This is a genomic window from Isoptericola sp. Y541, from assembly GCF_059445465.1.
On the sequence record NZ_JCAIUJ010000004.1, the window covers coordinates 262,986 to 284,008 of the forward strand.

A 21,023-nucleotide genomic window follows, 5' to 3' on the forward strand; every position below is an offset into this window, starting at 1 on the left:
GGTGACGCCGTCCCCGACCTGGAGCACCACACCGATGACATCGACCGCTGTACCCACGTCGGACGCGGGCGCCCCGCGCCGCAAGCTCATCGAGGTGTCGCTCCCGCTGGAGGACATCAACCGGGAGTCGGCGCGGGAGAAGTCGATCCGGCACGGCCATCCGTCGACGCTGCACCTGTGGTGGGCTCGGCGCCCGCTCGCCTCGGCGCGTGCGGTGCTGTTCGCGCAGCTCGTCGACGACCCGTCGTCCCACCCGGACCGGTTCCCGGACGAGGCGTCGCAGAAGGCGGAGCGGGAGCGGCTGCACGACATCATCCGGCGGCTGGTGGTGTGGGAGAACGTCGGCGACGAGAAGCTCCTCGCCGAGGCGCACGCCGAGATCCTGGCGTCGACCGACGGCAACCCGCCGGCGATCCTCGACCCTTTCGCCGGCGGCGGCACCATCCCGCTGGAGGCACAGCGGCTGGGCCTGGAGGCGCACGCGAGCGACCTCAACCCGGTGGCCGTGCTCATCAACAAGGCGCTCATCGAGATCCCGCCGAAGTTCGCCGGCCGCAAGCCGGTGTTCCCCGGCGCCGCCGAGGAGCGCATGGGCGACTGGCCGCGCGCCACCGGCCTTGCCGAGGACGTCCGCCGGTACGGCGCGTGGATGCGCGACCGCGCGCAGGAGCGCATCGGCCACCTCTACCCGAAGGCGACCATCACCGACGAGAAGTCCGGGACGTCCACCGAGGCGACCGTCATCGCATGGATCTGGGCACGCACCGTCACCTGCCCCAACCCCGCCTGCGGCATCGAGATGCCCCTCGTGCGGTCCTGGTGGCTGGGCAAGAAGAAGGGCAAGGAGGCGTACGTCGTGCCGACCGTGGTGGACGACGCCGATACCCCGACCAGACGCCGGGTCGAGTTCTCCATCGGTAACGACAAGGCCAAAGCGCCATCGCCGACCGACGACGGCACGGTCGGCCGCACAGGTGCTAACTGCGTTGCTTGCGCGACCGCGGTCCCACTCGAGTACGTCCGGGCCGAGAGCCGCGCGAAGCGTATGGGCGCGGAACTGATGGCCGTCGTCGCGGAAGGCAACCGATCGCGTGCGTACGTGGCGCCGACTGCTGCTCATCTGAGTGCTGCCGCGGTCACGAAGCCCATGTCCGTCCCGCAGGGAGAGATCTTCGACTGGCCCGGGCGGATCAACGTGTTCCGCTACGGGATGACCCAGTGGGCGGACCTGTTCACGAATCGACAGCTCACCGCGCTCACGACGTTCAGCGACCTCGTCGGTGAGGCGCGCGAGCGGGTGCTGGCCGACGCCGTCGCCGCGGGCCTCCCACACGGCACCCGTCTCGCCGACGGCGGCACCGACGCCGAGGCCTACGCCGACGCCGTCGCCACCTACCTGGCCTTTTCACTGTCCAAGCTTGCGGACCGCGGCTCATCGATCGTTACTTGGTTCCTTGGCCGTGAGTCGACTCGCAACACCTTCGCGCGCCAGGCGATCCCCATGACCTGGGATTTCGTCGAGCCCAATCAGTTCGCGGAGGGCACTGGAAGTTGGCACGGGGCCGTCAAGTGGACGACCGAAGCACTCGATGGTGTCGAGACCCGGGGACAAGTCGCTTGCGTTGAGCAGGCCGATGCATCGACCCGGAGCTATGCGAACGTTGTCGTGTCGACGGACCCGCCCTACTACGACAACATCGGGTACTCCGATCTCTCGGACTTCTTCTACGTCTGGCTCCGCCGCTCGCTCCGAACGATCCACCCGGGTGTCTTCTCGACGATGCTCGTGCCGAAGGCCGAGGAACTCGTCGCGAACCCCTACCGGCACAATGGGAGGGAAGGCGCGGCCAAGTTCTTCGAGGACGGGTTCGAGAACGTCTTCGCACGGGCCCGGGAGTCGGCATCGGACGACTATCCGATCACGGTCTACTACGCCTTCAAGCAGCAGGAGCTCGAGTCCGAGGGCGTCGCCTCGACGGGCTGGGCCACCCTCCTCGAAGGCATGATCCGGTCGGGATGGACGATCACCGCTACCTGGCCGATGCGTACCGAGCTCGGCAACCGCATGATCGCCTCGGGCACCAACGCCCTCGCGTCGTCCATCGTCCTGTCCCTGCGTCCTCGCCACGCGACCGCGTCGGCGACGAGCCGCCGCGGGTTCCTCACCGCGCTGAAGGCAGAGCTCCCGCAGGCCCTTACGGAGATGCAGCAGGGCGCGATCGCGCCGGTCGACCTTGCGCAGTCGACCATCGGCCCGGGCATGGCGATCTTCTCCCGGTACAGCCAGGTACTGGAGAACGACGGCAAGCCCATGACTGTCAAGACGGCGCTCGCGCTCATCAACCAGGTGCTCGACGAGGTGCTCGCGGAGAACGACGGCGACCTCGACACCGACAGCCGGTTCTGCCTGAAGTGGTACCTGCAGTACGGCTGGGCGGTCGCGCCCTACGGCGAGGCCGACGTGCTCGCCAAGGCCACCAACACGTCGGTGGACGGCCTCCGCTCGGCGGGGGTGCTGACCTCGGGTGAGGGCAAGGTGCGACTCGTGCGGCCCGCGGACCTCCCGATGTCGTGGAACCCGGCACTCGACGACCGCATCTCGGTGTGGGAGGTCACGTGCCACCTGGCGCGGGTGCTCTCGGACGAGCAGGGCGGCATCGAGCCGACCGCACGCCTGCTGGCCGCCGTCCGCGACCGCGGCGACGTCGACCTCGAGGCCGTCCAGCTCCTCGCGTACCGGCTGTACGAGCTCACGCAGGACAAGCGTCCCGAGGACGCCCGCCTCTTCAACGCCCTCGGTGGAGCATGGGCCGAGCTCACCTCGGCCGCCGACACCATCGCCCCGGACGCGAACGTCCAGGACGAGTTCGACCTCGGAGACGACAACTGATGCCCACCGTGAGCAACCGCGAGTACGTCGGCCGCGCCCTCGAGATCCTCGCCGGGGCCCTCGACCCGTTCATCGAGCGCGTCGTCGCGCCGCACCTCCCCGACGGTGTCACCGACTGGGCGCGCGTCGTCGAGGCCAAGGACGCCGAGGCCGGCAAGAGTCTCGGCACCTACGAGCGCACCGATCCGCAGGTCCAGTTCCGGATCATCACCGAGCGCATGGGAGCGCTCGGCTTCCTGTTCACCAAGGCGCTGTCCCGCACCGAACAGGGCTATGCCGGCGAACTCCGCCAGATCCGCAACGACTGGGCGCACAACAAGTCGCTCACTGGCGACCAGGCGCGGCGCGCCCTGGAAACCGTCGAGCTCCTGCTCCGCCCCACCGGCGCCGTTCGCGAAGCCGACGAGGTCCGCTCGATGCGCCGCGAGGTCGAACGCGCAGAGTTCGAGAAGGCGACCCGTCGCACCACCCGGTCGGCCTCCACCACCGTCAACACCGCGGACACCGAACTTCCCTCGTGGCGCGACGTCCTCACGCCGCACGACGACGTCGCGAGCGGCGACTTCGCGTCGTCCGAGTTCGCGGCCGACCTCTACCGCGTCGCGGTGAAGGACACCGGCGGCAAGGCCGACGAGCCGTCGACGGAGTACTCCGACGCGATCGAGTTCTTCCGCCGCACCTACCTCACGGACGGCCTGCGCGAGCTCCTGCGCCGCTCGGCCGCGCGCCTGGCTGGCGACACCAACGCCGACGCGGTCATCAACCTCCAGACCACGTTCGGCGGCGGCAAGACCCACTCCATGCTCGCGGTCTGGCACCTGTTCTCCGGCCGGCCGCTCAGCGAGTTCCCGCAGGAGGTCCAGGACGTGCTCCACGGCCACCACGAGGGCGTCGTCGGCACGCCGGTGAAACGGGTGACCATCGTCGGCAACGAGATCTCGCCCGGCCAGCCGACGGCCAAGCCCGATGGCACCGTCGTCCACACGCTGTGGGGAGAGATCGCCTGGCAGCTCGGCCACGAGGCCGGCGACGGCACCGCCGGGTACGCGTACGTGGCCGAGGCCGACCGCACCGGGACCAACCCCGGCGGTGCCCTCCGCGACCTCTTCACCGCGTTCGGCCCGGCGGTGATCCTCGTCGACGAGTGGGTGTCCTACGCACGCCAGCTCAACACCCCGCGCATCCTGCCCGACGGCAGCCGCGCGCCGCTGCCCGGCGGCGACTTCGACACCCAGTTCACGTTCGCCCAGTCGCTCACGCAGGCCGCGGCCGCCGTGCCCGGCATCCTTCTGCTCGTCTCCGTGCCGGCCAGCACGCGACTCTCTGACGGCGCCGCCGGCGACGAGGACACGGCGTCCGAGGCGTCCGACCTCGAGGTCGGCGGCGACTTCGGCCACGAAGCCCTCGCCCGCCTCGACAACATCGTCCGCCGCGTCGCCTACCAGTGGGCGCCCGCCGCCCGCGACGAGTCCTACGAGATCGTCCGCCGGCGCCTCTTCCGGCAGCCCACCGCGGATCAGGCCAAGCTCATCGCAGCCGCCGCCCGCCGGTTCCGCGAGTTCTACCAGCGCAACACCGGCGAGTTCCCCACCGAGGTGACCGAGCAGGCGTACGAGGCCCGCATCCGTGCCTCGTACCCGGTGCACCCCGAGCTGCTCGATCGGCTCTACGCCGAGTGGTCGACGCTCGAGAAGTTCCAGCGCACCCGCGGCGTCCTGCGCCTCATGAGCGCCGTGGTCCACCAGCTCTGGGTCTCCGAGGACAGGTCGCCGCTCGTCATCCCCGGCACCGTCCCGCTCGACTCCGCAGCCGTCCGGCGGGAGCTCGTCCAGTACCTCCCACATGGCTGGGACGCCGTCGTCCAGAACGACATCGACGGCGATGAGTCCGTCGCACGTCGCATCGACCGCGAGCGCCCCAACCTCGGCAACCGGTCCATGACCGTGCGCGCCGCTCGCACGGTCCTCATGGAGTCCGCGCCGACGGTCGCCACCACCCACAAGGGTGTGGACCGCAAGCGGCTCGTGCTCGGGCTCGCCCTGCCCGGCGACGTCGTCGGCAACATCGGGTCGGCGCTCGGCGCGCTGCAGGACGCGTCGTCGTACTTCTACACCGGCGACGGTCGGTTCTGGTACGACACCCAGCCCTCGCTGAACCGCACCGCCGCCGAGCGCGCGCGCCACCTCGACACCGCCCGGGTGTGGGAGGAGGTCGTCGCGCGACTGCGCCGGACCTCTCCCAAGAACACCGTCGAGTTCGCCGGTGTCGTCGTCGCGCCCACCTCGACCGGCGACGTGCCGGACGAGGACGCCGTGCGACTCGTGATCCTGCACCCGGAGCACACGCACAACGGCAAGGACACGAGCAGCGCCGGCAGCCGCTTCGCGCTCGAGCTCCTGCAGAAGCGCGGCAGCGCGCAACGCACGATGCCGAACATGCTCGTCATGCTCGCCCCCGATGCCACGCGGTGGAAGGAGCTGGAGTCCACCGCACGCTCCTATCTGGCGTGGAGTTCGATCCTCGCGGAGAAGGCGCGGCTCGACCTCACCCAGACCAACGAGGCCCAGGCGCTGCGGCAGGTCGAGTCCACCAACCGCACGGTCGACGACCAGATCCTCAACACCTGGATCTGGGGACTGCACGCCACCCAGCCGGACCCGGGCGCACCGTTCGGCGTCGGGCAGCAGAAATGCGACGGGCAGGCGCGCCACGGGCTCGCCCAGCGGACCGGCGCCAGGTTCGTCAAGGAGGACCTGCTGCGTGTCGACGTCGCGCCCGCTCTCGTGCGGATCGACGTCAACGAGTTCCTGCTGGCCCGGTGGAATACGGGCAAGATCCGATTCGGCGAGCTGTGGGAGTGCTACGCCCGCTACCCGTACATGCCGCGCCTTCGGGACCGACACGTTCTCGTCAAGGCCGCGCACGACGCGCTGTTCGACGCCGGGTTCACCGCGCAGGGCTTCGCCCTCGCCGAGTCGTACGACGAGACCTCCGGCAAGTTCGGCGGGCTCGCCGTGCCGATCGAGGACGTCGAGTTCCGCACGATCACGGACGACACCCTGCTCGTGAAGCCCGACCTCGCCGTCGCGCAGCGGCGGGCCGACGAAGCGGCGAAGGCCGCGGAGTCCGTCCCGGGCGGCGGATCGTTCGCTGCCGGAGCGAGCGAAACCGGAATGGCCACCCCTGCCGTCGGCTCCGGACCGGCCGGCCCGGCGCCGGTCGCGCCGCAGGTCGTCAAGAACGTCCGGTACTCGGCGAAGGTGGAGCTCGACGGGTCGGCCGACCTGTCGTCGGCGCTGCGGAACGTCGTCGACGAGGTCCTGCTGCACCTCCAGCAGGCCGGACCCGATCTCCTCGACGTCACGCTCGACATCCGGGCGGAGAAGAGCGACGGGTTCGAGCAGCAGACCGTGCGGGTGGTCGCCGAGAACTCGCGGCAGCTGAAGTTCACCGTGACGAGGTTCGAGGACGCCTGATGGTCGTTGCCGGTCCGCAGCCCGTCTCGTCACGACGGGTCGACCCTGACCCGTCGATCACGTCCGCGATCGGCCGGCACCACTCGCTTGCCACGGCCGTCGCCGATCTCGTCGACAACTCGATCGACGCCGGCGCCCGCAACGTGCTCGTGCGGTTCGTCCTCGCGGACGGAGTGCCTCGCGGCCTGGAGGTGATCGACGACGGTCGCGGCATGGACACCGCGGCCATCGACGACGCGATGACCTACGCCCGCAAGCGGGCCTACGGGCAGACCGACCTCGGACACTTCGGGATCGGGCTCAAGGCTGCATCTCTCAGCCAGGCGGACGCGCTCTACGTGTGGTCGCGGCGGTACGGTGCGCCGGCGGTCGGGCGGCGGATCCTCCGGTCGACCATCGACTCCGGGCCCGTGGTCGACTCCTATGACGCGGAAGACGCCCAGGAGCGTCTGCAAGGCACCGAGGTCGATTTCTCCCTCGACACCGGCACCGTCGTCGAGTGGGCAGACGTCCGGACGTTCCTACGCAGCGCCGACCGCGAGGAGCACCGCCGCTGGCTCGAGGACCAGGTCGACCGGCTGCTCTTCCACCTCGGCCTCGTGTTGCACCGCATCGTCGCGCGCGGCGACGTCCGGATCACGATCGAGGAGTACGACGTCGACTTCGGCGCCGGCGCTCCGCGCGTCGTCGAACCGCTCGACCCGTTCGGCTACGACCGCACCCCCATCTCCGGCTTCCCCATCGAGCTGAGGGCCGTCCTCCCCGACGGAATCGCCCGTGCCACCGCGCACGTCTGGCCGGAGCCAGAACGCAACAAAGTCGGTTTCACCCTCGACGGCAAGGGCCCGCTGGACTCCCAGGGCCTCTATGTGTACCGCCGCGACCGGCTGCTCCACGCCGGCGGCTGGGTCGACCTCACGCGACGCTCCCGCGAGCTCGAGTTCGCTCGGGTCGCCCTCGACATCACGCCCGAGACCGAACACCACGTCACCATCAACCCGGAGAAGACGGGCGTCGTCCTCGACGCGACCCTCAAGGATGCGATCCTCACGGCACGTGCGGCCGACGGCACGTCGTTCGCCGACTTCCGGCGCGCCGCCGAGACCGGGGCGAAGGAAGCGCGCAAGCGCCAGGCCCGACCGGTCAGGGTGATCGAACCCCGTGGCGGTCTCCCCGGCGACGTCCTCGACGCCTTCGCCGAGGCGGCCGAGTTCGACCTCGACGAGCCCGCCGTCGAGATCCGCTGGAGCACCCTCCCCGAGGACCGGTTCTTCAAGGTCGACCGGGATGCCGGAGCGCTCGTCCTCAACGTGCGGTACCGCACCGCCGTCGTCGGGCAGCGCAGCCTGCGCCGGGACGACGCACCGCTAGTCAAGAGTCTGCTGCACCTACTGGTCAACGAGCATTTCGCCGGTGCGTACCAAGGGGCGAGCGCCCGCCGGTACGAGGCCACTTGGCAGTCCATCCTGGTGGCCGCGGCGAAGGCGCAGGGCGAACAACTCGACGGAGGCGACGAGGCATGACCGAGGCGGACGACAGGCTGAGCCCGGAATCTTTGGAGCACTACTTCAGGCTCGGGAAGACCTCCACCCACACCCTGACGACCGCGCCCCGTTGCATCCTGCGCATCGACCCGCGCGGCGAGCGACTCACCCTCCGGACCCCGTACGACGGGACCGAACCCGCGCTCAAGGGGTTCCGGCACGTCGAGGTCGACGTCATCGACGACGACGACGAGACGTGGTCGACCCTCAGCGTCGACGCGACCGAGATGCACTACGAGGCGTACAGCCTGCTGTTCTCGGTCACCGAGACGATGCGCGGGGGCGCCAACTTCGCCTCGGCCGCCAACTCCGCCGTCACCAATCTGAAGTCACTCCTCGCCGCCCGGCAGCGCCTCAGCGAATCGCAGCAGCTCGGACTGGTCGGAGAGCTGCTTGCCCTTACCGCGCTGCTCGACCGCGCACCGGAGTCCGAGGTGCTCGACTGGTGGCTCGGGCCCGCCGCAGAGCAGCACGACTACGCGTTCGCCGACTTCGACGCCGAGGTCAAGACGACCCTGTCCGAGCGTCGCCGGCACATGATCTCCGGGACCGGGCAGCTACGGCCCAACCCTGGCCGTCCGCTCTGGCTCGTGTCGATCCAGCTCACCCGCGCCGGCGGGGGCGACGGGCCCTCGCTGACGAGTCTCGTCGCCGGGCTCTACGACCGGCTCGCCGACCGTTACCGTTTCGCTGAGGCACTCCACGGGCTCGGCTGGCGCGACGAGGACGCCGACCTCTACGAGGCCTCCTACATGCTCCGCAGTGCACCCACTGCCTACGAGGTGGATGACGACTTCCCCGCCGTCACCGATGCGCGGCTGTCCGCCGCTGTCCCGCGCGCCGACCTCGTCGCCGACCTCTCGTACAGGATCGACGTCACCGACCTCACGCCGGGCATTCCTGGTGCACCGCTCCGCATGTTCCTCGAGCCGAAGGACTCCGACAGATGAACGACGCCATCACCGACGCCGTCGTCCGCACAATGCGCAGCATGGACGGCTTCCCGCCCGTGCCGTTGCTCGACGAGGTCCTCCACCACCTGCGGCGATCCGGGGAGACACTGACCGAGGCCGAGCTGGTCGAGGTCGTGACTGCGAGCAACCCCAACGACAAGGCCCGGCTCGCGTTCCACAGCCAGCTCATCCGCTGGGACGCCGCCGACGGGGAGGGTTGGACCGAGGGTACCGAGCCGTCGACAATCGTCCGCCGCGACGTGGTGTTCCGGTTGCTCGGCCTGAGCGGCGATGCGCGGGCCGCGGTCGACGACGCCTTCCCCCTCGACCTCGGCGCAGTCATCATCGCCGACAAGCCCGCCGACTGGGACCCCTGGTACACGGACGAGCTCGCCGCCGATCACGGCTTCTACTGGACCGGATACCGGCGCGTCCTCGAGCGCAAGATGAGTGGCGAGGCCGTCCAGGAGCTAGACCGTGTCACTCGCGAGGTCGTCCGCCGGCTCGCCGACCCCACCCGCAAAGAGCCCTACCAGTCCAAGGGGCTCGTCGTCGGGCATGTGCAGTCGGGCAAGACCGCGAACTTCACAGGAGTGCTCGCCAAGGCCGCCGACGCCGGCTACCGGCTCGTCATTGTCCTCACCGGCACCATCGAGCTCCTTCGCGGGCAGACCCAGCGACGCCTCGACATGGAACTCGTCGGCGAGGAGAACATCCTCGGCGGGCGGGTCAAGAGCGACCCCGACCAGGTCAAGGACATCGACTACGCCGGTACAGGCGACCGGGACTGGCAGGACGGCAAGTTCCTCCGGTACGGGAAGTACCCCCACGACTTCGGGCGCCCCGCCATCCGGCGCCTCACCAACGCTGCCGGCGACTATCGCAGTCTCAAGAACGGCCTGGGCTACCTGGACTTCCGGTCCGAACGCCTTCCCGACCCCGCCAAGAGGCTCTACGACCCCGCGAACCTCTACAGCTCGGACATCCGGCTCGCCGTCGTCAAAAAGAACTCGACAGTCCTCAAGAAGCTCGTCGCCGACCTCAGGGCGATCCGCGCCGACCTCACCGAGATCCCGACGCTGATCATCGACGACGAGGCCGACCAGGCGACGATCAACACGAAGGACCCGCGCAAGGACAGCCCCGAACGGCGTGAGCGGACAGCGATCAACAAGCTCATCGCCGAGCTGCTCGGCGAGTTGCCTCGCGCCCAGTACATCGGATACACCGCGACGCCTTTCGCCAACGTGTTCGTCGACCCTGATGACGTCGACGACGTGTTCCCCAAGGACTTCATCGTCAGCCTCGACCCGCCCGCCGCATACATGGGCGGACGCCAGTTCCACGACCTCGACCGTGACGTCGACGACGAACCCGGTGGCGTCGCCGACTCGAACGAAGCCGCCTTCGTCCGCGGGCTGTACGCAGACCTGGACAACGACGACGCCCTGCGCCGCGAGGAGATCCGCAACGCACTCGACGCGTACGTCCTCAGCGGGGCACTGAAGCTCTACCGGAAGTCCCAGGGCTACGACAGCGACTACCGACACCACACCATGCTGGTGCACGAGTCCGTCCGGCAGGCCGATCACGCCGAACTCGCTGCCACTGTCGAGGACGTGTGGCTCCGCGCCGGCTATTCCTCGCCGGACGGGATGCGGCGACTGTGGGAGCTGTGGACGGGCGACTTCCAGCCCGTCCAGGAGGCTCGGGCTCCAGAGGCACCAGCTCCTCCCGACTTCAGGACGCTGCGACCCTTCGTCGGCCAGGCCACCAGCCGGATCCGGGCGGGGCTGCGTCCCGTCATCGTGGTCAACGGTGCCGCCGAGAGGGACTACGTCCAGGAGGATCTCGACTTCCAAGGCGGTGACGTCTGGAAGATCCTCGTCGGCGGCGCCAAGCTCAGCCGCGGGTTCACCGTCGAGGGCCTGACCACTACCTACTACACGCGGCGTACCACCGCTGCCGACACCCTGATGCAGATGGGCCGCTGGTTCGGGTACCGGCCGGGCTATGCGGATCTCGTGCGGCTCTACATCGGTCGCAACGTGCCCGGCCCGCGGAAGGGCACCACGGTCGATCTGTACAAGGCGTTCGAGGCGATCGTGCGGGACGAAGAAGACTTCCGCGAGCAGCTCCGCCAGTACCAGGGCTTCGACGACGACGGGAAGCCCAAGGTCCGTCCGATCGATGTGCCGCCTCTCGTTTTCCAGAGTCTGCCGTGGCTGACCCCGACGGGCCGGAACAAGATGTACAACGCCGAGCTCGCGACGATGGGAGTCGGTGGGAAGACACAGGACTTCCCGAAACTTCCCGAGCCCAACGAGGCTGTCAACGAGCGCCACTTCGCAGCGGTCCACGCTCTTCTCGACGCGGTTCCCGTGAGGGAGGCCGAGATCGGCACACCGGGTTGTGGCGAGTTCTTCGCAGCGGAGATCGCGCAGGTCAGCGACGGGCGGCGCCGTGTCGAGTCGATCGCGGATGCTCCGTACCGGGCTCGCTATGGCATCGTCTCGGCCGAAGCGATGATCGAGGTACTCCAGAAGTTCACCTGGCACAAGACGTACTCGTTACGCCCGACCATCTCCTTCATGGAGGAGTCGATCACGAATGGAACGCTCAAGGATTGGGCCGTGATCGTGCCAGACCTTGCCCGCACACACCGAGCTACCGGGAGCAGCGGCCCAGTGACCATGCGGTTCGACGGCTACGGTATCGATGTGCTGACCCGCATGAGGCGCGTGCGCGAAGGGAATCCATTCTCCGGAAGCTCCAGGAGACAGCGAGCATCCATCGAGACGGTCTCACGCGGACTTCTGGCACCTGACGTCACAGGATCTGACAAGATCGCAGCGGAACTCGACAAACCGCGCTATCAACACATCCGCGACGATCTCATGAGAGGCGTCGACACGCGTGGCGCCATGCTCCTGACATTCGCTCGGGACAACGACGGCAAGGACATCCTCTTCGACACGTCGACGTCGCGTGGAATTGCAACGCTCTTCTCGCTATCGATGCCATACAAATCGTCGCCGAGCGGGCGGATCGGATTCCAAGCCCGCAAGCGCGGCGCGGGGGTCACCATCGATATCACGTAGTGCCCGTCGGATGCGAACATATGCGCCGCGTGGAGCTCTCTGACGAACCAGACCTCTGGGCAGAGAGTCGATAAATCTTGGCGGGCCACGGCCTCAGGAAGTCTCAGGACTTCACGGACGGCCTATCACCGAACATCGTGCCAGTCATTGTGTCGCGTCTGCCGACCGGACCGCGTCAGGCGGTGTCTCCTATGTCGTACCGGTAGCTCAACGCGGTCAACGCCCGTTCTTCGATCAACCACGGCCGCGTCACGACCAACTCGCCGCCAGTCGCGACAGGCGGCTCGCACGACCGATCGAGACTGATCCGTCGAACGATCGCGAGAGCGTTGTTCGGGTACTGAACTCGGTGCAGCTCGACCTCGTTCTTCGTCAGGACAACGGCTTCACCGCTGGTCGTGGTGCCCTTCACCTCGATGTACAGCCGCTCGTCGTCACGCCGACAGTCAAGGTCGTACGAGTCCACAGCTCCGACATCGGCTACTTGATAACCGAGCGCCTCGAATTGTTCGATGGCCACGCGGACTGCCCGCTCCTCGATCGCGCGGCGCTCAGCGGCCGAAGTGAGCAGAGCTCGACGAGGTGGCCGTCCAGCTGCTTCATCAGCCAACGCTTCGGCGTCAACGACGTCTGCAGATTCACTTGTGCCATCCCAGACATAGCCAACCATCGCATAGGCGAAGTCGCCTCGTCGATCAGTTCGGATGTCACTTCCCGACGTTGCGCGCGCTCTGAGATACGCCTCGGCGCCAGTCCCGGGAGTCATCACATTCACTCCCCCGGGATCGGCGTAGACCGTGCACACCAGTTCACCGATGACGGCACTCATGGCCGTTCGCGACGCGACCTTCTTCAACGGCCGATTGACCGGACGCAGCGAATCAGCAACGTCAGCGCCGAACACCACCCTGAGGGTCGCGTCGACGACGGCTGCCGTCGCGCTGTACCCGGCGCGAGCAGGCACAGCGGCTTCTGCGTCCCGCAACCACTCGAATGTCATCACCACGGCGCTTACGCTACTGCGAGGTGCTCAATGTGAGGCGAGGCGGCGTTCCAGAATTCACCCGCGGTCGCGCACGGGTGTTCATCGCTCCGGGTGGGCGGCTGCCCCAGCGCTCTGCAGTGCACACCTCGATGCCGGCCGAGCGCAGTTCAGTCGTTCATCACTCGCGGGAGCCAGCCATGCCAGTGAAGCCCACCCTCCTGTTCCTGCACGGCGTCGGGTCCGGGGACCAGGAGGACGGATGGAAAGCCGCCCTGGAGGCGACGATGGCCGACTTGGGTACCCCGGCCTGCATGGGGTGACGGTGATCGCCCCGAAGTACCCGAACGCGTTGCACGGCGTGGACGAAGACGAACCTCTGCCCGCCCTGACGGTGAAGGCCCTGACCGGGGATGCGGCCAAGCAGAACCGTCGCGACTTCGAGCGTCGCGAGTGGGCGGTCGAAGTCATGCTCGGGCAGCATGACCCCGGTGCTGCATGGTTCGGCGGCGACCCGATCGCCGGGGCGTCTCTCAGGCTCTCGAAGTTCCGGCAGGCCTCGAACTACCTCAAGGCTTCACGTCCGTGCCCACGTCCTGAACACGATCCTCGCGAAGGTGCCGCGCTCGGGTCGGCTCGTCGTCGTGGGCCACAGCCTGGGATCGGTCATCGCCGCGGGCCTGCTGCGCCGGCTGCCCGTCGACGTCGAGGTGGTGGGCATGGTGACCATCGGCAGCCTGCTGTCCAGCTCGCTCTTCCACGTCGACGGGGTGCGGGAGGCACTGAAGGAGCCCCCCGACGAACCTGGGTTGGTGGGTCAGCTTCTGGCATCCTGCGGACCCGGTGACGACCCACCGGGGCGTCTCGTCGGTCTTGCCGTGGATAACCGACTACCGCGTCGACGCGCGGGTGGACCACCGCGTGCACGACGCCGCGACCTACCTCTCGAGCGAGTCGGTGGCGCGTGCAATCGGCAACGCCCTGCACGGGTCGTTGTCCAAGGAGTTCGCCGTCACAAAACCCGGCGTCGACGTCGCGGTCGACACCCCCGAGACCCTCATGCTCCTGGAGTTGCGGTACGCATTCCTCGTCGAGACCAAGCTCGACGGTGCCCGGAAGGTCCGCTACGCCGAGGCGCGGCGCCATGTGCAGTCCACGGCGGTCGACGCGATGGTCGCACGCAGGGAGCAGGAGGACAGGCCGCTCCCTCGCGCCGTGGCCGAGCTGGCGGTCGACCTCGCGACTCCGCCTCGGTCGCGCCGGAGCCGGAGCGGCTCCTCCAACTGTCGAAGGAGGAGAGCGTCATCCCGCTGATCGGCATCATGACGACGAATATCGTCCAGCCCATCGAGATCAACGTTTCCGTCGCGGTCAGGGTGGAGGCGCTCGAGGACCTGACCATCGAGATGGGTCTGGGGAGACAGTTCGCTCGCGACCTGGTCGCTGCCGAAGGGACTGCGGACAGGGCACTCTCGGGCGACGGCACGAACTGGATCAAGTGGGCCGCCGTCGGCCTCGGAGCAGCATCTCTCGTCGTCGCCACCGGAGGGCTCGTTCTCGCTGCCGCCCCCGGGGTGGCGGGAGCGGCAGCCATCACCAGCGCGCTCGCAGCGTTCGGCCCCGGCGGGATGGTCGGGGGGTTGCTGACTGCCGGTGCACTCGTCGGCGCCGGCGGCGGGGTGGCCGCGGGCCTCGCGAGCCCCGCGACCACGGCCGAAGCTGTCGAGGCCTTCGTGTCGACGCAGCTCACCGCCGCGATTCTGCGGAAGAGGCAGGGTTTGGACAAGGACCTGTCCACCTGGGAGAACCTCGCCGAGACGGGGATCGCGCTCCGCCGCGATCTCGCCCGCCTCAAGCCGATCTCGGACGAGGGCGCGCCGGCGCTCAAGGAACTCGAGCGCAAACTCACGGCGATCGATCGCGCGCTGACCTACCTGGCCACGGTCGAGCTCGGCCCGGACGCACCGGACGTCCCGGATGCCGCCAAGGTCCCGCTGCCCAGCTCCTCGAGCGTGCTACCGAGGCGTTCCGCTCGGTCGACCTCGACGGCGACGGGATCCCGGACAAGCCCCGCGCCCGCTCCGCCGTCGAGGACGCCGGCTCGACCATCAAAGGTGCCGCGGCCGGTGCTGCCGAGGCTGTGGGCTCCCTGCTCCGACGTCGACGAGCCGAAGATCCGTCGCCCGACGAGCCTGCCTCCGGGCTCGAGCGCGAACCGGAGGATGCAGCCGCGCAGTAGACCTTGAGCGAGCGGGGGAGGGGAGGCAAATGTTACGGACCGGCGCTCCTCTCGTCGCGACTCCGCCCGGCGCGCAACGCCGGCCGTGGTCCCCTAACGTTTCCGCATGACGCCCGGGCACCTCTTCGTGGTCAACGGTCGGCTCGACGCGCTGAGCGCCGACGCCGTCGTCATCCCCACGGACGCATGGTTCGCCGTCGGGAACTCGTGGCGCAGTTCCGCCGGCCTCGGGCTAGAAGACACCTGGGACGACCTACGACCCGAGGACTGGGCCCGCGGCGCCGCACTGCCCGCGCGTCAGAAGCCTGCAGGCGACTCCGTGCCCCGGGTGTGGTTCCTCGATGTCGTCGCGGGCTCGCCGTCCGAGGTGGGCCAAACGGCACGTCGCGTCGTCGAAGCGATCGTCGAGCACTCGGGCGAGATCCTGGTCCGGTCCGCGAACTCAGCGGGTCGCGACCTGCCCCTCATCGCGATGCCCGTCGTCGGGACAGGCGGCGGAGGCCTCGGTCGGCAACGAGGACAGGTCATCACTGCGCTGGTTTCCACCCTGCGCGGCGCCGCAGACCGGCTCGGCGTCGATGTCGCCCTCGTCGCCTCAGAGCGTTCTGATTACGCGGTCCTGCAGCACCGGCGTCGAGACACAGGGCCCCCCGTGCCCCTGGCCGCCGCCGCGATCGCCGAAGAGCTGGGGCAGCGCGTCCGTCGAGGCGAGGTTGCGTTGTTCTTCGGTGCCGGTGTAAGCATCGCGGCGGGCCTCCCGTCGTGGAGCGGGCTTCTGGCGGAGCTCGTCCGTGGTCTCGGCCTGAACGAGCTCAAGGACAAGATCGACAGGCTCGGGCCTCTCGAGCAGGCGGAGCTCGTCCAGGTCACCCTGGCGCACGCCCGACAGGCCGATCCAGCGGGCTCCGAGGCGGAGCTCGGCCGACACGTGGCCGACATCATCGCGAACGGCACGGCACGGCCGAGCCTCGCCCATGCCCTGCTCGCGAGCCTCCAGGTGCGAGAGGCAGTGACCACCAACTACGACCGGCTGTACGAGTCTGCCGTCGCGGCGGCCCGCGGGACGGAGGTCGACCCCGCCATCGACGTCCTTCCATGGGCCAGAACCTCGAGCGAGCGCCCCTGGCTGCTCAAGATGCATGGCGACATCAAGCACCCCGAGTCGATCGTCCTGTCACGGAGCTCGTTCGTGCATTACGACAGCCGCTGGAAGCCGGTCGGCTCGCTCGTGCAGTCGCTCATGCTCACCAAGCACCTCCTCGTCGTCGGAGCATCAATGACTGACGACAACCTGATCCGGTTCGCCTACGAGGTGGCCGGCCTCCGGGAGTCGATCGACACGACCGATCGCAGCCGTCCGGACATCGGCACCGTGATCAGCCTCGCCGTCGACGACGCGTTCAGCCGGCTGTGGGAGGGCCGGTTCAGGGTCGTGGTCCCCCAGCTGGATGTCGACGGCGGTGCTCCGGAACCCGCACCGCGTGGCGAAGAGACCACAGACGATCGCCAGCAGCGAGGGGATCTCGAACGGCGACAGGCCGCCCGCGCGCTCGCGGTCTTCCTCGACACCGTGGCGATGTACGCCGTCCGCGAGTCGCCCTACCTCCTGGACCACCGCTACACCCACGGACGCGACAACGAGACGGCGCGGCTCGTCGACGACGTCAACGCAGTCGCCGATCGGGCGAGGTCACTTGACTCCGACGCCGCCTGGCGCCGGCTCGTAGATGCTCTCGAGGCGTTCGGGGCTCGGGGTCACTAGGGGAACTGCCATCCTCGTCCTCGCCCTCGCGTCGATGCTCTGCCCATAGCGGGCGTCTTGCGAACCGTCGCAGGCCCAAGCCCTCGGCCTGCCGGTCCAGCGCTGGTCGCTCGAAATGCCGCGATCTGGCTTCGGTGCGCCCGCCTCAATGCGTACCGCTCGAACACCCACAGACTTGGGCGCGACTGGTCGCCTTACCCCGGTCCAGAGCGGGTACCCGTAGCGCAGCCGCCGAGATCACCCGCCTGAAACCGTCACACCAAGCGGGCGTGTGCGAGGCTCCCAGTGAGGCCACCTTCGTTCGAAGGAGTGATCGATGGAGATCGGAGAGTCGCTGGTCGGCGCGTACCTACGCCACGTTCGCGGGTGCCACACCGTCGCGTACAACGCCTACCTCCCGGACCAGCAGGGAGAGATCGATGTCATCGGAATCGCCGGCGCTGGCGACGAGCAGTCCGTCTGGATCGCCGAGGTGGCCATCCATCTGGATGACCTGAACTATGGCGGGAACGCCAAGTCCGTCGAGACGGTCCGGCGGAAGGTCGACCGAGGGCTCCAGTACGCCCGCAACGTCTACGAGGACGACTCCCCCACGGTGGAGTTCTGGTCCCCCAAAGTGCCTCCCGGCATCGTCCAGGGACTCGAGCAGTTCGAGGACTTCGCGCTCGTGATCAACCATGAGTTCACACGGCGGGTCAACGAGCTGGCTGTCATCGCATCCCAGTCCACCAAGCAGTACGGCGACGACGGCTTCCGATTCCTGCAGGTACTCACGCACCTGGTCGGCGACAAGCCCCAATTCACCGTGCCGCCAGAAGTGCCAGCTCGCTAGCTCGTCCGGCGCGAACGCTCACGACTTCTGGCCGACATCTGTTCCTGGGGGGATTCCCTACTCCCGTGGGCAGACGCCTCGGCCCATGATTCGGTGCCGAGGGCGATCAAGATTTCCGTCGTGGTCGCCTCGATCAGTGCGCCGAGGGCGCTCTGGGCGACTCTGCCAGAACGAGTCTGCGGCCCCGGCATCCGCCAGCCGATGACGTCGCGCACTCGGGGTCGGCGGCTCACTCGCTTGCGCCGCTCGTGCTCATGACGGCCATCGCAGCGTGACAACCGCGCCTCAGGGAGGCAACAGCCGTCGAAGACATTCGCCAGCAACCTCCCCGCGCCACGGAAGAGCCACACGATCCCTCGTCCGACGTACACGACGACGCTGATGAGATCGAGCGCTTCCGCCACCTTGGGCGATGCCGCGCCCCATCGCGCGGAAGGGCCGCCACACCTGATACCAGAAACCTCGTCGTGATCTGCCCGGTTCGGTCATGGCCGGAGGACGCCACTCAACCCGGTCGCGCAGCCAGTCATGAGCCAAGGGAAATCATTGCCACGGATGCCGTCATGTTGGTTGGATGTTGACAGCCGCCGAACAAGGGAGTTCGTCATGCCGCAGCTGTCCCGCCGCCAGGTCCTCGCGATGGTGCCCGCGGGGGCGTTCGTCGCGATCGCGGCGCCGTTGCGCGCCCGCGCCGACGCGCCGTCGGACCACGCACGCCTGCTGGCGAACGCGCGCGGGATCTACGCGGGCACGGCGGAGTCGAACACCCGCCCCGAGTCGGCGGCCAAGCTCAAGGCCGTCCACGACTCAGCGCGCTCCCACCTCGCCGGCCTGGACGCCGCCGGCCCGGGCGAGCTGTTCGCGGGCGTCACGTTGGGCACGAGCGACCCGAACCTCGCCACCTCGTTCCTCCGGCTGTACGAGATCGCCCTGGCGACCTGCACCCCGGGCTACGCGTCCGACCTGGTGGGGAACGCCGCCGTCCAGCGTCGTGTGCTCGACGGACTCGAGTGGCTCCACGCCCGCTACTACGGCGACCAGGACGCCGGCTACTACGGCAACTGGTTCCACTGGGAGATCGGCATCCCCGCGAGCGTCAGCAAGACGTTCGCGCTCCTGGCCGACCTGGCCGCGGCGGAACGGCCGGACCTCGTGCCGACGTACGTCGCCTCGATGGACGCGTACCTGCGCAACGGGAAGGACGGCGACGTCGACCTCGACTCCCGCTTCCACACCGGCGCGAACCTCGCCGACATCACGACCAACCGCGTGCTGCAGGGCGCGCTCACCGGCGACGACGCCCGCGTGTCCAAGGCGATCGCCGACCAGTCCACCGTGTTCACGACGATCGACCCGTACGACATCCGGCACGGCAACACCGACGGCTATTACGCCGACGGCTCGTTCATCCAGCACGACTCGGTGGCCTACACCGGCTCGTACGGGCGCACCCTGCTGACCCGCGTCGTCCAGACCGTCAAGCTGCTCGACGGCACCGCCGCGGCCCCCGGGACCGAGCTGCCCGACGTCGTCCACGGCTGGGTCCGCGACGGGTTCGCGCCCGTCATCGTCGACGGCTGGATGATGGAGATCGTCAAGGGCCGCGCCGTGTCGCGGACCGGCACCGGGTACGCCGACGTCGCCACGGTCCTCGAGGCCGCCGTCGACCTCACCGCCTACACGAGCGGCGCCAACGCGACCGCCCTGGGCGGGTACGTCCGCCACCTGGCGACGGCGTCCCCCACGCCGCCCGACCCCGCCCGGTTCGTCTCGCCGATCAGCGTCGTCCGCTACGCCGACCTCCTCGCGGACACAAGCGCGCCCGCGGCGGACCTGAACCCGCCCGAGCGCTCGGTCGCCTTCAACGCGATGGACCGCACCGTGCACCGCCGTCCCGGGTACACGTTCGCGCTGGCGCGCAGCTCGGACCGGATCAGCAGGTACGAGTACATGAGCGGCGAGAACCTCATGCCGTGGTTCCAGGGCGACGGCACGTTCTACCTCTACCTCGCCGGCCAGGACCACACGCAGGCATTCGGCGTCGACTTCTTCACCACCGTCTCGCCCTACCGCCTGCCCGGCACCACCGTGCCGGTCGAGGAGCGGCGCACCGTCCCCGAGATGTACGGGCAGCCCTGGTACGAGAACCCCGGCCACCCGCTCGGGTTCACGTCGTCGTCCGAGTCGCAGAACACGTATGTCTACTTCCCGCGCGGCACCAACTCGTTCTCCGGCGGCGTGACGCTCGGCACGCTCGGCGCCGCGGGCATGGTGCTGTCCGACGACGTCCCGTACGTCGACGCTCAGGCCGGCGTCCTGCCCGCCGACTTCGTCGTCTACGCGAACGCCCGCGCGGTGAAGTCATGGTTCCTGCTCGACGACGAGGTCGTCGTGCTGGCGGCCGGGATCGGGGACCCGCACGGCCGCAACGTCGTCACGACGCTGGACTCCCGCATCGCCGCGCCCGACGACGGCGTCGTCGTGACCGGCGGCCGCCGCGACGGTCGCCCCTGGTCACCGAACGAAGGGTCGCTGAACGAGGGGTCGCCGCACGACGGCCCGGTACGGCTCGAGTGGCTGCGGTGGCACAACCCGGGGCAGGGTGTTGCCGTCGGTTACGCCCTGCTCGATTCCGCGCCGGTGCGCGTGACACTCGGGGACGTGACGCGCAGCCGCCGCGTGATCCGCACGTCGAACCCCGACACAGCGGCGACGAAGCGGGTGTTCACGGCCGCGGTCGAGCACGGGCGCCGCCGCGCCGAGCTCGCCTACGCCATCGTGCCCGGCGCCACCCAGGAGCAGCTCGCGGCCTACGGGCGCCGCGGCCCGCTCATCGTGCTCGCGAACGACGAGCGCGTGCAGGCCGTGCGGCACTCCGGCCTCGGGCTCACGGCCGCGAACGTGTTCGAAGACCGCGGGGCCCAGGTGCGGAACCTGGCGATCGACGGCCCCGCGTCGGTCCTCGTGCGCGAGGACGACGACGGCGGCACGTCCGTGGCGCTGTCGGACCCGACGATGCGGCGCGACGCCGTCGCGGTGACGATCCGCGGCCAACACCTCGACGTCGTCGAGGCGGGCGTCGGCGTCGAGGTGCGCCGGGTGCCGGGCGGCACCGAGGTGCGTGCCCGCACGCACGAGGCCTACGGCGCGAGCTTCACCGCGACGCTGCGCCGGCGCTGACGACTCTCGCCACCCGCACCCGAGCGGTGCGCACGGCCCGCGGGCCGAACACCCACGGCACGGG

General features: G+C 69.1%; 12 protein-coding genes. 11 read left to right on the forward strand and 1 reads right to left on the reverse strand.

Annotated features, from left to right (window positions below):
* Nucleotides 1–34 precede the first annotated feature (34 nt).
* Genes AC1C2V_RS11400 through AC1C2V_RS11420 form a run of 5 tightly spaced genes read left to right on the forward strand, consistent with a single transcriptional unit; the run spans nt 35 to nt 11,964 of the window.
* Nucleotides 35–2,890, forward strand: a complete 2,856-nt coding sequence (locus AC1C2V_RS11400) for a DUF1156 domain-containing protein (RefSeq protein WP_495389729.1) — start codon at nt 35–37, stop codon at nt 2,888–2,890.
* Nucleotides 2,890–6,366, forward strand: a complete 3,477-nt coding sequence (locus AC1C2V_RS11405; protein ID WP_495389730.1) for a Swt1 family HEPN domain-containing protein — start codon at nt 2,890–2,892, stop codon at nt 6,364–6,366. Before AC1C2V_RS11400 ends, AC1C2V_RS11405 begins: the two co-directional genes overlap by 1 nt.
* The gene (locus tag AC1C2V_RS11410) at nt 6,366–7,889 is read left to right on the forward strand and encodes an ATP-binding protein (protein WP_495389731.1); all 1,524 of its coding nucleotides are present in this window, start codon (nt 6,366–6,368) and stop codon (nt 7,887–7,889) included. The genes AC1C2V_RS11405 and AC1C2V_RS11410 overlap by 1 nt, the downstream gene beginning before the upstream one ends.
* The gene (locus AC1C2V_RS11415) at nt 7,886–8,860 is read left to right on the forward strand and encodes a PD-(D/E)XK motif protein (RefSeq protein ID WP_495389732.1); all 975 of its coding nucleotides are present in this window, start codon (nt 7,886–7,888) and stop codon (nt 8,858–8,860) included. Before AC1C2V_RS11410 ends, AC1C2V_RS11415 begins: the two co-directional genes overlap by 4 nt.
* A complete protein-coding gene (locus tag AC1C2V_RS11420; RefSeq protein WP_495389733.1) occupies nt 8,857–11,964 on the forward strand; it encodes a Z1 domain-containing protein in 3,108 nt (1,035 codons plus the stop codon). The genes AC1C2V_RS11415 and AC1C2V_RS11420 overlap by 4 nt, the downstream gene beginning before the upstream one ends.
* A 175-nt stretch (nt 11,965–12,139) precedes the next feature.
* On the opposite strand, the gene AC1C2V_RS11425 is transcribed toward AC1C2V_RS11420, so the two are convergent.
* Entirely contained in the window at nt 12,140–12,964 is an 825-nt protein-coding gene (locus tag AC1C2V_RS11425) for a protein NO VEIN domain-containing protein (protein WP_495389831.1), read from the reverse strand.
* 182 nt (nt 12,965–13,146) lie between these two features.
* On the opposite strand from AC1C2V_RS11425, the gene AC1C2V_RS11430 reads away from it, so the two are divergent.
* The 6 genes from AC1C2V_RS11430 (at nt 13,147) to AC1C2V_RS11455 (ending at nt 20,959) form a co-directional block, all read left to right on the forward strand.
* Nucleotides 13,147–13,269: a hypothetical protein gene (locus AC1C2V_RS11430; protein WP_495389734.1), complete on the forward strand. Its 123-nt coding sequence runs from the start codon at nt 13,147–13,149 to the stop codon at nt 13,267–13,269.
* Between the two features lie 520 nt (nt 13,270–13,789).
* Complete coding sequence (locus AC1C2V_RS11435) at nt 13,790–14,260, forward strand: hypothetical protein (RefSeq protein ID WP_495389735.1); 471 nt, start codon at nt 13,790–13,792, stop codon at nt 14,258–14,260.
* Nucleotides 14,261–14,268: 8 nt separating this feature from the next.
* Nucleotides 14,269–15,192 (forward strand): hypothetical protein, encoded by a 924-nt coding sequence (locus AC1C2V_RS11440; protein WP_495389736.1) that lies wholly within the window; start codon nt 14,269–14,271, stop codon nt 15,190–15,192.
* 99 nt (nt 15,193–15,291) lie between these two features.
* Nucleotides 15,292–16,947 carry an SIR2 family protein gene (locus AC1C2V_RS11445; RefSeq protein ID WP_495389737.1) on the forward strand — a complete coding sequence of 552 codons (1,656 nt, stop codon included), beginning with the start codon at nt 15,292–15,294 and terminating at the stop codon, nt 16,945–16,947.
* 316 nt (nt 16,948–17,263) lie between these two features.
* On the forward strand, nt 17,264–17,779 hold the full coding sequence (locus AC1C2V_RS11450) for a hypothetical protein (protein WP_495389738.1): 516 nt from the start codon (nt 17,264–17,266) through the stop codon (nt 17,777–17,779).
* 606 nt (nt 17,780–18,385) lie between these two features.
* A complete protein-coding gene (locus AC1C2V_RS11455) occupies nt 18,386–20,959 on the forward strand; it encodes a polysaccharide lyase family 8 super-sandwich domain-containing protein (RefSeq protein ID WP_495389739.1) in 2,574 nt (857 codons plus the stop codon).
* The last annotated feature ends 64 nt before the right edge of the window (nt 20,960–21,023 follow it).